Origin of the sequence: Streptomyces synnematoformans (assembly GCF_039531005.1) — a bacterium.
GTDB classification, from domain to species: Bacteria; Actinomycetota; Actinomycetes; order Streptomycetales; family Streptomycetaceae; genus Streptomyces; species Streptomyces synnematoformans.
Genome location: NZ_BAAAPF010000208.1, coordinates 1 through 12,790 on the forward strand (window position 1 = coordinate 1; position 12,790 = coordinate 12,790).

A 12,790-nucleotide genomic window follows, 5' to 3' on the forward strand; every position below is an offset into this window, starting at 1 on the left:
CCTGGCCGCGCGGCTCGTGGGGCGTCGCCCGCGGCGCCGGCCCGGGCGGCGCGGCCGCGCAGCGTCCCGTACGCCGCGGGCGAGGTGGCGACCTCCAGGCAGCCGGTCTCCTCGAAGCCGGCGCCGCCGTCCGGCGGGGCGGCGCCGGACGCGTCGTCGTCCGTGAGGTCCCGGTAGATCCGCACGGTGGCGCGGGCCAGGTCGGTGAGGACCGGGGACTCGCCGAGCACCCCGACGTAGCCGGGCGCGTGTCCCGTGGACCCGTACAGCCGGCCGGCGGGGGAGCGGTCGAGGACCGTGACCTCGCATCCGTCCCTCCCGGCGAGCGCTCTGGCCAGCGACGAACCGACGATCCCGGCCCCGACGATCACGATGCGGCGAGTCATGCGGCGATCGGACCACGGCCCCCGTCCGCACGGCAACGCCGTCTCACCACCCGGGCACCTCCGCCGGCCGTACTGTCACATCGGGCGCGCTCCGCTGGTCACGGTGGTGACGCGGTGGAACGGAGGAAGGACCCGATGGACGAGCACGATTTCCTGGCCCGGCGCTTCGAGGAGCAGCGCGCGCACCTGCGCGCGGTCGCCCACCGGGTGCTGGGCTCGGCCGGTCAGGCCGAGGACGCCGTGCAGGAGGCATGGCTGCGGGTGAGCCGCGCGGGGCCGGACGGGGTCGAGAGCTTCGGGGGCTGGATGCGGACGGTCGTGGGCCAGGTCTCGCTGAACATCCTCCGGGCCCGGGCGGCGCGGGGCGAGGACCCGCTGTACCCGCCCGAGCCGTGGGAGCCCGCGCCCGGGCCGGACGGGTCGGACGGGCCGGAGGGCGCAGGTGAACGGAACAAGCCGACTGCCGCCCCGGAGCCCGCGGTCGGCACAGCCGCCGGCGTGGCGGGAGCGGACCGGCCGGAGCGGGACCAGGAGAGGTTCCGCGGCGACTCCGTGGGGATCGCGCTGCTCGCCGTGCTCGACTCGATGGCGCCGGCGGAGCGGCTGGCGTTCGTCATGCACGACCTGTTCGCGGTCCCCTACGACGAGATCGCCCCGATCGTACGGCGCTCGCCGGCCGCGACCCGGGAACTGGCCCTCAGCGCCCGGCGGCGCATGCAGGGCACCGGGGCCGACGGCGCGGAGGCGGGCCGCCGGAGCGGGGAGGCGCCGGGCCCGTCGCCGGCCGCACCGCCCGCCGCCAGCGCCGCGGCGGCGACCGCCACCCCGGCGGAGGGGCGCGCAGCACCGCGCTGGAGCGTGACCGCCCGCGCGTTCCTCACCGCTTCGCGCGGGGAGGACTTCCACGCGCTCCTCGCCCTGCTCGACCCCGACGTGGTGCTCCACGCCGACGCCACCGCGGTGGCCGCCGGCGCCGCGGAGGAGGTCCGCGGCGCGGTGGCGGTCGCGGACGTCTTCACGGGGCGGCTGAGAGCCGCCCGCCCGGCCCTGGTGGACGGCGCGCCCGGGCTGGTGTGGCTGCACCAGGGGCAGCCGAAGATCGCGTTCACCCTCGACGTCGCCGACGGCACGATCGTCGGCATCGAGGTGATCGCCGACCCGGAGCACCTCGGCCGCCTGGAGCTGCAGCCCCTCGACGGCTGACCCTCCGGCCGCCCGGCGGCACCCCGCCGAACCGCCCGCCGCGTGGTCAGCTGGCGCCGATCATCTCGACCTCGCCGCCGAGCTGCTCGACCTTGCCGTCGGCGGGGACGTACGCCGCGTTCTGCACGGCGTAGTACTCCCGCACGCCCGGCGGCTCCTCCTCCTCGACGTACAGCCTGGTGGCGTCGCCCGGGATGACGTGGAAGCCCGGCCGGGTCGCGAAGTCCACCCGCGCGTCGTAGGAGTTGAAGACGGCCAGCGCGCCGCCGTCGGCCGTGCGCAGCGCGAAGACGTCGGGGAAGGCGGGCTCGTACGCCTCGTCCCACTTGCGGTTCTCGGTCTCGAACTCGGTCTCGAAGTAGCCGTCGTGCTCCGGCTTGATCCAGTCCCGCCGGGTGGTGTGGTCCTTGACCATGTTCCGGCGCACCTCGCTCTCCGCGAGGAGCCTGCCTTCCTTCCGGCCCCCCGACACGTAGAGGTCGTTGACCGCGTCGTCGAGGCCGTCGAGCGCGGTCGAGCCGACCCGGGCGTCGGCGGGCAGCACGGTCGGCAGCCCGGCGTCGCCGTGGGCGACCTCGGGCACCCGGCCCTGGATGCCGACGGAGGCGACATTCTTCCAGGTGCCGCCGGCGCGCTGGAAGACGAGCAGGCTGCGGTCGCCCTCGTGGTAGCCGGGGCCCGCGACGGGGGCGTCGACCATGTACCAGTCGCCGCGGGCGGGGATGTGGTAGTTGGCCCTGTCGGCGAGGTAGCGGAACGGCTTCTTGTAGCGCTTCTGGTACTTCTTCTCGTACGTGGGGAACTGCCGGTACTGCGCCCGGCTCTGCTGGAACAGCGCGCCGCCCTCGACCTTGCCGAGCGCCCCGTGGTCCAGCTCGGCGTTGGCCGCGTTGTTGGCCTCGACGTAGTTCTCCAGCACGGTGCGCGCCCGGGCCTCGCTGAGCACCGGCCGGGGCCCCGCCGCGCCGTCGCCCGCGTCCCCCGCGTCGTCGTCCGAACCGCCGCTGCACGCCGCGGTCAGCACGAGCGCGGCCAGTCCCGCGGCGGCGGTGGATACGGCGGACTTGGTCGTGCCCATGGGCGGAACCCCCCGGTGCGGTCAAGATCAGTGGTCGGGGCGAGTCTAGGCATTGCCTCCCCGGCCCCCGTGCCTGCCCCCGAACGCGGCCGGGACGGCGGACCGGCGCGGCCCGGGGGCGCCCGCGGCTACCCCGCCTGCCCGCCCGGTGCCCGCCGCCGTCCGGCGCCGCGCGTACCCGACGGAGCTTGTCCGGGGCGGGACCCGGCCGGCCCGGACCTGCGCGGTGAACGACCCGTCGGCCGCGCCGCCGCGCGTCCCGTCCCCGACCGCGTAGCCGCTGCCCGGCCCGTACACGTGCCCGTAGCGCAGCGGGTCACCCGCGTGCGGACAACTGCTCCTCGGCCGCCGCGAGGATCTCCGACACGCGCAGCCCGAGGCGTACGTCGCGGGGGTCCGGCCGGCCGCTGCCGGCCGCCTCCAGCAGCGCGTCCACGGCGTTGACGAACGCGGGCACGGGGCCGTCGTCCCGCTCCGGCGCCGTCTGCACGCCGGGCGTGCCGTGCAGCTGCACGGTGACCCCGGACGCCTGCGGCGGGACGGTGTGGCTGAGCGTGCACGTGCTGGACGCGCCGGAGTCGTGCCGCAGCGCGAGGTGCACGGTGTCGCCCGGGCCCCGCGCGGAGGTGACGGCGCCGGGCGCGGCCGGGTCCACGTCGCCGAGGACCGGCAGCAGCATCGACAGGGCGTGCGGTCCGACGTCCCACAGCGCGCCCTTCTCGCCGCGCCAGGGCGAGGCCGCGAACGGCGTGTCGGCGCCGGCGAAGACGGGCGAGAGCCAGTCGGCGCGGCCGAGCAGCCACCCTTCCTCGCCGGCCCGCTCGGCCAGCCAGCCGGCGGTCTCCGCGCGGAAGCGCAGCGTGAAGAAGACGACGGAGGCCACCCCGGCGCGCTCGACCGCGTCCACCACCCGCCTGGCGGCGGCCACGTCGGTGGCGACGGGCTTGTCCAGCAGCAGATGGCAGCCCGCCGCGGCGGCGCGCTCCGCGAGCGGGGCCTGCACGTCCGGCGGCAGCGCCACGGCCACCGCGTCGCAGTCGGCGAAGAGGGCGTCGACGTCGTCGTACGCGCGCGTGGAGAAGCGGTCGGCGAGAGCCTGCGCCGCCTCCGGACGCCGGCCCCACACGCCGGCGATCTCCGCCCGCGGGTGTGCCTGGAGTCCGGGACCGTGCGCGCGCTCTGCCCAGGGGCCGGTGCCGAGGAGTCCGAATCGCATGCGCCGAGTCTACGATCACCCGTACGCCGCAGGTGGGGCGGTCCGCGTTCGCACGGCTCCGGTACCCTCCGCGCCGGGCCGGCCGGGCCCGGCGCGCGGCCCTCACTCCTCCGGACGCGCCCGGCTCGGCTGCACGCGCTTCGGCTCGCCCGCCATCTTCGGGTGGTCCGGCGGGTAGGGCATGTCGCCCTGGCCGTGGTCCCGCTCCTGCCGCTCGGACAGCTCCAGCAGCGACGTGAGGTCGAAGGCGTGCCCGTCCATGTCCGCGTGCACGTCGCCGACCTCGGCGAAGCGTTTCGGCATGGTGACGAGGTCGAAGTCGTCCGGCTCGGCGTCGTCGACCTCCGCCCACGTCAGCGGCGCGGAGACGGGCGCGTGCGGGTGGGGCCGCACGGAGTAGGCGGAGGCGATGGTGCGGTCGCGGGCCATCTGGTTGTAGTCGACGAAGACCTTCTCGCCGCGCTCCTCCTTCCACCACGCGGTGGTGACCTGGTCCGGCATCCGCCGCTCCAGCTCCCGCCCGGCGGCGAGCACCGCGCGGCGCACCTGCACGAACGTCCAGCGCGGCGCGATCGGCACGAACAGGTGCATGCCGCGCCCGCCGGAGGTCTTCGGCCAGCCGGTGAGGCCGTGGTCGCCGAGGACCGCGCGCATCTCGTGCGCGGCGCGCACGGCGTCGTCGTAGTCCGTGCCGGGCTGCGGGTCGAGGTCGATGCGCAGCTCGTCGGGGTGCTCGGTGTCGCCGCGCCGCACCGGCCACGGATGGAACGTCAGCGTGCCGTACTGGGCCGCCCAGACGACCGCCGCCGGCTCGGTGGGGCACATCTCGTCCGCGTACCGCCCGCTGGGGAAGGTGATGCGGGCGGTGGGGATCCAGTCGGGCGTGTTCTTCGGCGCGCGCTTCTGGAAGAACGACTCACCGCCTATCCCCTCCGGGTAGCGCTCCAGCGTCGTCGGCCGGTCCCGCAGCGCCCGTACGATGCCGTCGCCGACGGCGACGTAGTACCGCGCGAGGTCGAGCTTCGTGTAGCCCTTCGCCGGGAAGAAGACCCGGTCCGGGCTGGACAGCCGTACCGTTCTGTCGCCCGCCTGGAGCTGAATCGCTGCACCCATGTGCGCCACAGTAAGGCGGATGTCCGAATCCCGCCTTACCGTGGCGCACATGGACCTGCCGGTGATGCCCCCCGTGAAGCCGATGCTCGCCAAGCCGCAGAAGAGGCTCCCGCCCGGGATGCTCTACGAGGCCAAGTGGGACGGCTTCCGCGCCATCGTCTTCCGGGACGGCTCCGCCGACGACGGGATCGAGATCGGCAGCCGCACCGGCAAGCCGCTCACGCGCTACTTCCCGGAGCTGGTGGAGTCGCTGAAGGCCAACCTGCCCGAGCGGTGCGTCGTCGACGGCGAGATCGTCATCGTCCGCGGCGACCGGCTGGACTTCGACGCCCTCACCGAGCGCATCCACCCCGCGGAGTCCCGGGTGCGGATGCTCGCCGAGCAGACGCCGGCCAGCTTCGTCGCGTTCGACCTGCTCGCGCTCGGCGACGACGCGCTGCTGGACACCCCGCAGTCCGAGCGCCGCGCGGCGCTGCTGCGCGCCCTGGCGGACGCCGCGGCACCGGTGCACATCGCGCCGGCGACGCTGGACCTGGCGGTCGCCGAGGCGTGGTTCGACCAGTACGAGGGCGCCGGGCTCGACGGGATAATCGCCAAGCCGACCGGGCTGCCGTACCGGCAGAACGAGCGGGTGCTCGTCAAGGTGAAGCACGAGCGCACGGCCGACGTGGTGCTCGCCGGCTTCCGCTGGCACAAGTCGGGGCCCGTGGTCGGCTCCCTGCTGCTCGGCATCAACGACGACAGGGGCGTGCTGCAGCACGTGGGCGTGTGCGCGGCGTTCTCGATGAAGCGGCGCGCCGAGCTGGTCGAGGAGCTGGCGCCGCTGCGGATCGACGATCCCGAGGAGCAGGCGCGGCACCCGTGGGCGGACTGGACGAAGGAGGACGCGCACGAGTCGGCGCGGCTGCCCGGGGCGCCGAGCCGGTGGAGCGGGCAGAAGGACCTGTCGTGGGTGCCGCTGCGGCCGGAGCGGGTGCTGGAGGTGGCGTACGACCACATGGAGAACGGGGTCCGGTTCCGGCACACCGCGCAGTTCCGCCGCTGGCGGCCGGACCGCACGCCGGAGAGCTGCACGTACGAGCAGCTGGAGGAGCCGGTGAAATACGACCTGAACGAGGTGCTTACCTCCCGTCCGCAGCAGTGAGCGGGCGCCGGCCGGCCGCCGCGGCCGGGCGCCGGAGCGGCGTAACGGAACCTGTCCGTCAGCCGGAGTTGGCCTCCAGGACCCGCCGCCTTCGCCGACCACCGGCACCATGTCTCCATGGACGCCACCGCCCTGGCACGCTCGCTGTTAGAGCCCGTTCCCGCCCACCGCACCGCCGGCCTGACGGTGCTGCGCGCCGTCGACGGCGCCGCCGAGGTCGCCGTCGAGGCTCCCGGCGTGCTCGGGAACGTCATCGGCGCGCTGCACTCCAGCGGCCTCGCCACCCTCGTCGACGCCGCCGGACTGGCCGCCATCCTCGCCGCCGGGGACGCGCCCGGCGAGCTGGAGGGCGTGCTGCCGCTCGGCGCCTCCGCCTCGTTCGAGTACCTGGCGCCCGCCCGCGGCCGGCTCATCGCGTCCTGCAAGCTCAGCTCGTCGGCCGTGCAGGTGCTGCGCCCCGTCCTCGCCGGCACCGCCGACCGCGCACGCATCAGCACCGACGCCGTCGTGACCGACGAACGGCACACGGTGGTCTGCCGCGGCGGGTTCGAGTGGAGCGTCCGCCGCGTCACGCGGACCGCCGCCGTCCGCCAGCGGCGCTGAACCGCCCGCGGGGTCCCGCGGCCCGTTCTCAGCCGCTCGCGGCCGTGGCGAACTCGGTCAGGAACGCGTCGCAGAACGCCTTGAGGTCGTCCGGCCTGCGGCTGGTGACTAGCGTGGCGGGCCCGTCGCGGCAGACCTGCACCTGCGCGTCGACCCAGGTGCCGCCGGCGTTGCGGATGTCCGTCTGCAGGCTCGGCCAGGAGGTGAGCGTGCGCCCGCGGACGACGTCCGCCTCGACCAGCAGCCACAGCGCGTGGCAGATCGCCGCCACCGGCTTGCCGGCCTGGAAGAACCCGCGGGCGAACGACACGGCGTCGGGGTCCATGCGCAGGAAGTCCGGGTTGGCGACGCCGCCCGGCAGCACGAGGGCCTCGTACTCGTCGGGGGCCGCCTCGGCGACGACCTGGTCGATCTCGAACGTGTCCGCCTTGTCCAGATGGTCGAACGCCTGCACCCGGCCCGGCCGGGTGGAGAGGAGCCGCGGGGTGTGGCCGGCGTCCACGGCGGCCTGCCACGGCTCGGTCAGCTCGACCTGCTCGACCCCCTCGGGAGCGACGAGGAATGCGATGGGCATGGGTGTGTCCTTTCGGTGGTCACGGTGCGTGCCGGCGCACCGGACACGCTGCGGTCAAACCCGGTCCGGTCCTCTTCCGGAGCGCCACCTGCGGGTACCCGTGCGGCGCAGCCGGACACACCGCGCGCCGGGCCCGGCCGAGTGCACCCGGGGTCGCACGGGAGCGCGGCGCCCGGCGCGTCGTGGACCGAGCGGTCCGGTGGCCGCGAGGATGGGGGCATGGGAGCCGTGCTGCCGAGGGCCATGCGGGCCTGGGCCGTCACCGGGCGGGGCCGGCTGGAGCCCGTGGAGTCGCCGGTGCCCCGGCCCGCCCCCGACGAGCTGCTCGTCCGGGTGGAGGCCTGCGCGGTCTGCCGGACGGACCTGCACGTGCGCGACCACGACCTGCCGCCGCACCGGACGCCGGTCGTGCCCGGCCACGAGGCGGTGGGCGAGGTGGTCGCGGCCGGGTCCGCAGCCGAGCGGCGCATCGGGTCCCGCGTCGGCATCCCCTGGCTGCGCCGCACCTGCGGCCGCTGCCGCTGGTGCGAGCGGGGCCGGGAGAACCTGTGCCCCGGATCGCGCTACACCGGCTGGGACGCGGACGGCGGGTACGCCGAGTACGCGGTGGTGCCCGCCCCGTACGCGTACGCGCTGCCCAAGGAGCCCGCCGCCGAGGAACTGGCCCCGCTGCTGTGCGCCGGGATCATCGGCTACCGCGCGCTGCGGCTGGCGGACCTGCCCGCGGGCGGCCGGCTCGGCATCTACGGCTTCGGCGGCTCCGCCCACCTGACCGCCCAGCTCGCCCTCGCCGAGGGCGCCGAGGTCCACGTGCGCACCCGCTCCCGCGCGGCCCGGCGGCTCGCGCTGGAGCTGGGCGCCGCGACGGCCGCCGGCGTCGACGAGCCCGCCCCGGAGCCGTTCGACTCGGCGGTGCTGTTTGCGCCGGCCGGCGAGCTGGTGCCGGTCGCGCTGGCGGCGCTGGACGCCGGCGGCACGCTCAGCGTGGCGGGCATCCACCTCACCGCGATCCCGGAGCTGTCGTACGACCGGCACCTGTTCCGCGAGCGCGTGCTGCGCAGCGTCACCGCCAACACCCGGGCCGACGGCCGGGACTTCCTCGCCGCCGCGACGGCGCACGGGGTGCGCGCGACCGTCACCCCGTACCCCTTCGACCGGGCCGACGCCGCGCTGGACGACCTGGCGGCGGGGCGGGTCGGGGGCGCCGCGGTGCTGCGGCTGCCGGCGAGGTGAGGGCGCGCACGGCGGGCCGGGCGCCCGGCGCCGCGGTCAGCCGCGCGGCACGTACACCACCCACACCTGCCCCTCGGCCAGCGGCATCGGCTCGCCGTCCGGCGTCGTGAACACGGTGCGGTCCGCCGCCGTCGGCCGGTCCCACTCGGCGGCGTACGCCCGGCCGTCCCGCAGCACCGTGGCGTCGCCGGAGCCGACGGTCTCGGTGAACGGCGAGTTGTTGCCCCACCGGTCGCCGAACCCGCCCCTGCGGATCGTCGTCTCCTGCAGCACCACCGTCGGCGGCGCGAGCCGCTCCCCGCCGCTGAGGGCCGGCGTGCCGTCCATGGCGACCTCCCAGCCGCGCCGTTCGGCCGACCAGTCGAAGGTGAAGCGCGCGGCCGGCATCTCCACCGTGCGGGCGGCCGTCCGCCGGCCGCCGGCCGGGGCCGCGCCGGTCTCGTAGAGCGACCCGGCGGCCAGGCCGGCGAGTTCGGGCGCGGCGTCGGTGACGCGCCCGGGCCGCAGGTAGAGGTTGTGCGGCATGGGCCGGTCGGTGCCGCGGAAGTACGCGCCGGGCAGTTCCTCGGGCGGCACCGGGCGCAGCGGGGCGCGGTTGATGTACGGCTTGAGCCTGCCCTGCGCGCCCGAGTACGCGAGCACCGGGTCGTCGTACTGCGCCAGCAGTTCCAGGTCCGTCTCGCGGGCGCTGCGCACCGGCCCCACGACGTCGGGGAGCCCGGAGGCGTAGACGGCGAGGAAGCGGCTGATGCCGGCTTCGACCCGCTCCACGTGCACCACGTCGGCCTGCTCCAGGCCCGTGTGGGGCCGCGCGGGCGCGGCGTTGTCCAGCTTCACGCCCAGCACCGGACCCTCGGGCGCGGGCGGCTCGTCCGCGGGGGCGGGCGGGGCGGACGGGGACGGTGCCGGGGAGGCGGGGGAGGAGCGCGCCTGCGGGCGGTGGGCCGGTTCCCCCGTGCCGCCGTGCGGCCGGGCGACGAGCACCGCCGTGACGGCGACCGCGGGCACCAGGAGTGCCGCCGCGGCGGCCGCGTGCTTCTTGTTCAACGAACCCCCCACTGAGCCGTGCTACCGATGACCTACCCGCCCCGGCCGCCCGCTACCGTGGCGGTTCTAGCGCAGCAGTTGATCGGCGACCACGAACGCGAAGCCGGCCGCCAGCACCGCCATGGCGACCCGGGTGCGGCCCGCCCGGCTGAGCATGATCGCGGTGCCGGAGAGGATGAGCGCCCCGCCGTAGAGCGCGAACGTCAGCAGCGACGGCTCCCTGCGGAACTGCACCACCATGCCCACGCCCACCGCCACCATCACGCCCGCGGAGGTCAGCGCCCGCACCCGGCGGGCCTGGCGCGGCGTCAGGCGGGGCGGCGGCGGCTCGTCGCCGTCGGGTGCGAGCGGGTCGCCCAGGTCGCCGGCGCCGGGCGTGTGGGGGTCGCCCGCGTCGGTGCCGGGCGGGCCGGCCGCGGCCGGCCCGGCTATCCCGGTCTTCCCGGTGTCGTCGAGGCCGGTGTCGTCGAGGTCCGTGTCGTCGCGGGAGGTCATGTGCGCCGAGCGTAGTGGCCCGGCCGCACGGGGGAAGGGGCGGGCCGCGATCCCGCTGGGATTCGGGTGCCGCCCCGCGCGGCGCCGTCCGGGAGCCCGGCGCGGGCCGCGCGGGTCGCCGCCCTACGTACGGCCCTCGTCCTCCTGCGCTGCGCGCAGCGTCTCCGCGGGCGGCATCCAGTCGGCCCGTACGACCCGGAAGCCGGCCTTCTCGTACGCCGCGCAGACCGGCTCGTCGTCGTCCACGACCACCGCCACCGTGCGCCCGCGGGCCACCCGGCGCAGCAGCTCCGGCTTCGCCACCCGGGCCGGCCGCCGGTCGCCGCCGCGGCGCATCCACAGCGGGCCCTCGGGCAGGCCGTGTCCGGCCAGCCAGGCCTCGGTGTCCCGGCGGGTGCGCTCCGGGCGCCCGGTGACGTAGCAGACCTCGCAGGTCTCGGCCCACCGCAGGGCCAGCGCCACCCCCTCGGGCAGCGGCGGGTCGAGCGGGGCCGCGCGGAAGAAGGCGTCCCAGTCCTTGGGGGCGGACGCGACGTGGTGCAGCCGGTGCCGGGTGTCGGTGAGGGTGCCGTCCAGGTCGAACACCGCGAGGTCTCGCTTCGCCACGCCGCCAGCCTACGGAGGGGTGCCGGCCGGGTCTCCCACCGGGCTCCTTACAGCTCACCGGCCCCGCCGGTTACCGTGCCCCGATGGAGCGACGCCAGACCACCGGCGCCGGGATCGCCCTGGCCCTGCTGCTCGTCGTGGGCCTCGTGGTCGTGCTGACCGACGACGACGGCGACGGCGCCGACGCCTGTACCGCTCTCGCCGTCTCCGGCTGGACCGCGGACGCCGCGACGACGGACGAGTTCGCGCGCTACGGCGACGACGCGACCCGTACCGACGACTGGACCGGCGGCGACGGCAACCACTCGGTCCGGCTGCCCGACGGCCGCACGCTCTGGCTGGTCTCCGACCCGTACCTCGGCCGGGTGCAGCCGCCGCCCAACCGGCAGGGCCAGCCGCACGCCTGGCGCGACACCACGCTCGGCACCCCCGCCTGGACCCGCAACGCCGCCCTCGTCATGTCCGCGGACGGCCGCCTCGAACGCACCCTCCTCGGCGGCACGCCCGGCGCGCCCGCCTCGCTCTTCCCCGAGCCCGCCGCCCCGCTGCGGCAGTGGCGCTGGCCGGTGCACGCCGTGGTCGAGCCGCGCGCCCCCGGCTCGTCCGAACAGGTGCTGCGGGTGCTGCTGTGGCACCGGCAGGAGGCGCAGCAGCCGTGGATCTACGGCGTGCCGCTGGCCACCGAGGTCGCCACGCTGTCGCTGCCCGACCTGCGTCTGGAGGGCATCACCCAGGTCGACGACCAGTCGCGGGTCGCCGACCCCGCCGACCGCGTCGTCTACGGGGCGGCGGCCGTCCGGCGCGGCGGCTTCACGTACGTCTGGGGCGGCACCGACGGCCGCACCCCCGACCAGGCCGAGCGCAGCTCCCGCGCGCACCTCGCGCGCGTGCCCGCCGGGCGGCTCGCGGACCGCTCGGCGTGGCGGTACTGGGACGGCGAGCGCTGGAGCCGCGAAGCGGCCCGCTCGGCGCCGGTGCTGGGCGACGGCGGGCGCCGGGGCGTCGGCAGCGCGTTCAGCGTGGTGCGCCGGGGGGACACCTGGGTGCTGTTCACGATGGACGCGGGCGGGCCTCGCGGCAGCGGGCTGACGACGGTCGCGTCGTACTGGGCGTGCCGGCCCGAGGGCCCGTGGCACGGGCCGGACAAGGCGTTCACCGCGCCGCTGCCGGACGACGCCGGCGGCGGCTCCGGCGCCGCCGCGTACAACCCGCAGGCCCATCCCGGCGCCGGCTCCGGGGACGGGCTGCTGCTCGGCTACGACGTCAACTGGCTCGACGCCTCCGCGGACACCGTCTCCGCTCACGTGCACCGCAACGTCGCCCTGTACCGCCCGAGGTTCGTGCGCCTGCACCTCGACGCCGCCGAGTGACGGCGGACGGGCCGCCGCCACGGCGTGCGCGGACCTGCGCGGACCGCGCGGAACCGTTCCGCTACGGGGACCCCGGGAGGGCCGACGTGCTCCGCACCCGGAAGCCCATGCCCGCCGCCACCAGCCGCTCCGTGAGCGCCCCGCCCATCGCCTGCGCCGTGGTGACCTGCCCCGACGTCTCCGGCAGCGGGTCGTAGGCCAGGCACAGCGCCGCCTCCGCCAGGATCTTCGCCGTCTCGTCGTACGCCGGGTCGCCGCCGCTGACCTCCGTCAGCACTCGCCGGTCGGCGGCCGTGCCCACGAAGCGGGCGGAGAACCAGCTGCGCGCCCGCCGCTCCTCGCTCGGCCCGGTGCCCGGGGCCAGCCGGGAGGCCATCAGCCTCCGCAGCGGCGGCACCTGCGCCGCCGCGGCGAAGGCCCCGGCGCCGAGCACGGTGCCGGCGGCGACGGGCAGCCGCCGCACGGCCGCGTAGTGGCGGTAGCGGAAGTCCGGGCCGTACCGCGGCAGCGAGGCGGCCGACCGCGCCACCACCGGGGACTCCAGCGTCGGTATCGGCAGCCCCCAGGTCCGCAGCGCGCCGCTGCGCACCGGCGCGCCCAGCGGCGCGCTGCGGACCTGGGGGGTGCCGATACCGACGCTGGAGTCCCGGGTGGGGGGGCGGTCGGGCGCCGCGCTGCCGCGGTACGGCCCGGACTTCCGCTACCGCCACTACGCCGCCGGG

Annotated in this window: 13 protein-coding genes and 1 pseudogene; 5 read left to right on the plus strand and 9 right to left on the minus strand. The window is 76.6% G+C overall.

Translation table 11 applies throughout. The features are described 5' to 3' along the window. Positions 1-386 (minus strand): FAD-dependent oxidoreductase (locus ABD317_RS25270; RefSeq protein ID WP_344292271.1); only part of this gene is annotated, 386 nt, incomplete at its 3' end. Positions 387-521: 135 nt separating this feature from the next. On the opposite strand from ABD317_RS25270, the gene ABD317_RS25275 reads away from it, so the two are divergent. After that, on the plus strand, positions 522-1,589 hold the full coding sequence (locus ABD317_RS25275; RefSeq protein ID WP_344292273.1) for a sigma factor: 1,068 nt from the start codon (positions 522-524) through the stop codon (positions 1,587-1,589). Positions 1,590-1,635: 46 nt separating this feature from the next. On the opposite strand, the gene ABD317_RS25280 is transcribed toward ABD317_RS25275, so the two are convergent. The 3 genes from ABD317_RS25280 to ligD all read right to left on the minus strand — a co-directional run bounded on the left by ABD317_RS25280 (position 1,636) and on the right by ligD (position 4,996). Continuing rightward, complete coding sequence (locus tag ABD317_RS25280) at positions 1,636-2,667, minus strand: DUF8094 domain-containing protein (protein ID WP_344292275.1); 1,032 nt, start codon at positions 2,665-2,667, stop codon at positions 1,636-1,638. Positions 2,668-2,983: 316 nt separating this feature from the next. Then, on the minus strand, positions 2,984-3,883 hold the full coding sequence (locus tag ABD317_RS25285; protein ID WP_027751910.1) for a Gfo/Idh/MocA family oxidoreductase: 900 nt from the start codon (positions 3,881-3,883) through the stop codon (positions 2,984-2,986). A 102-nt stretch (positions 3,884-3,985) separates the two neighbouring features. Continuing rightward, positions 3,986-4,996 (minus strand): non-homologous end-joining DNA ligase, encoded by a 1,011-nt coding sequence (ligD, locus tag ABD317_RS25290; protein WP_027751909.1) that lies wholly within the window; start codon positions 4,994-4,996, stop codon positions 3,986-3,988. A 49-nt stretch (positions 4,997-5,045) separates the two neighbouring features. Here ligD and ABD317_RS25295 point away from each other — a divergent pair, with 49 nt between their 5' ends. Together ABD317_RS25295 and ABD317_RS25300 are read left to right on the plus strand one after the other, a co-directional pair. Further along, positions 5,046-6,140 carry an ATP-dependent DNA ligase gene (locus tag ABD317_RS25295; protein ID WP_344292287.1) on the plus strand — a complete coding sequence of 365 codons (1,095 nt, stop codon included), beginning with the start codon at positions 5,046-5,048 and terminating at the stop codon, positions 6,138-6,140. Positions 6,141-6,257: 117 nt separating this feature from the next. Next, complete coding sequence (locus ABD317_RS25300; protein ID WP_344292278.1) at positions 6,258-6,743, plus strand: DUF4442 domain-containing protein; 486 nt, start codon at positions 6,258-6,260, stop codon at positions 6,741-6,743. Positions 6,744-6,771: 28 nt separating this feature from the next. Here ABD317_RS25300 and ABD317_RS25305 read toward each other — a convergent pair whose 3' ends face one another. After that, complete coding sequence (locus ABD317_RS25305; protein WP_027751906.1) at positions 6,772-7,317, minus strand: DJ-1/PfpI/YhbO family deglycase/protease; 546 nt, start codon at positions 7,315-7,317, stop codon at positions 6,772-6,774. A 243-nt stretch (positions 7,318-7,560) separates the two neighbouring features. Here ABD317_RS25305 and ABD317_RS25310 point away from each other — a divergent pair, with 243 nt between their 5' ends. Then, positions 7,561-8,550, plus strand: coding sequence for a zinc-binding alcohol dehydrogenase family protein (locus ABD317_RS25310; RefSeq protein ID WP_344292289.1), 990 nt, complete (start codon positions 7,561-7,563; stop codon positions 8,548-8,550). 36 nt (positions 8,551-8,586) lie between these two features. Here the strand turns inward: ABD317_RS25310 and ABD317_RS25315 are convergent, their stop codons facing one another. The 3 genes from ABD317_RS25315 to ABD317_RS25325 form a co-directional block, all read right to left on the minus strand. Next, entirely contained in the window at positions 8,587-9,597 is a 1,011-nt protein-coding gene (locus ABD317_RS25315) for a DUF3048 domain-containing protein (RefSeq protein ID WP_344292281.1), read from the minus strand. A gap of 66 nt (positions 9,598-9,663) precedes the next feature. Then, positions 9,664-10,092, minus strand: coding sequence for a hypothetical protein (locus ABD317_RS25320; protein ID WP_344292283.1), 429 nt, complete (start codon positions 10,090-10,092; stop codon positions 9,664-9,666). A gap of 123 nt (positions 10,093-10,215) precedes the next feature. After that, a complete protein-coding gene (locus tag ABD317_RS25325) occupies positions 10,216-10,698 on the minus strand; it encodes a phosphatase domain-containing protein (RefSeq protein ID WP_425582435.1) in 483 nt (160 codons plus the stop codon). An 83-nt stretch (positions 10,699-10,781) separates the two neighbouring features. On the opposite strand from ABD317_RS25325, the gene ABD317_RS25330 reads away from it, so the two are divergent. Continuing rightward, entirely contained in the window at positions 10,782-12,068 is a 1,287-nt protein-coding gene (locus ABD317_RS25330; protein WP_344292285.1) for a DUF4185 domain-containing protein, read from the plus strand. 61 nt (positions 12,069-12,129) lie between these two features. Here the strand turns inward: ABD317_RS25330 and ABD317_RS25335 are convergent. Beyond that, positions 12,130-12,675: pseudogene (locus ABD317_RS25335) on the minus strand (saccharopine dehydrogenase family protein); the annotation flags it as partial. Positions 12,676-12,790 lie beyond the last annotated feature (115 nt).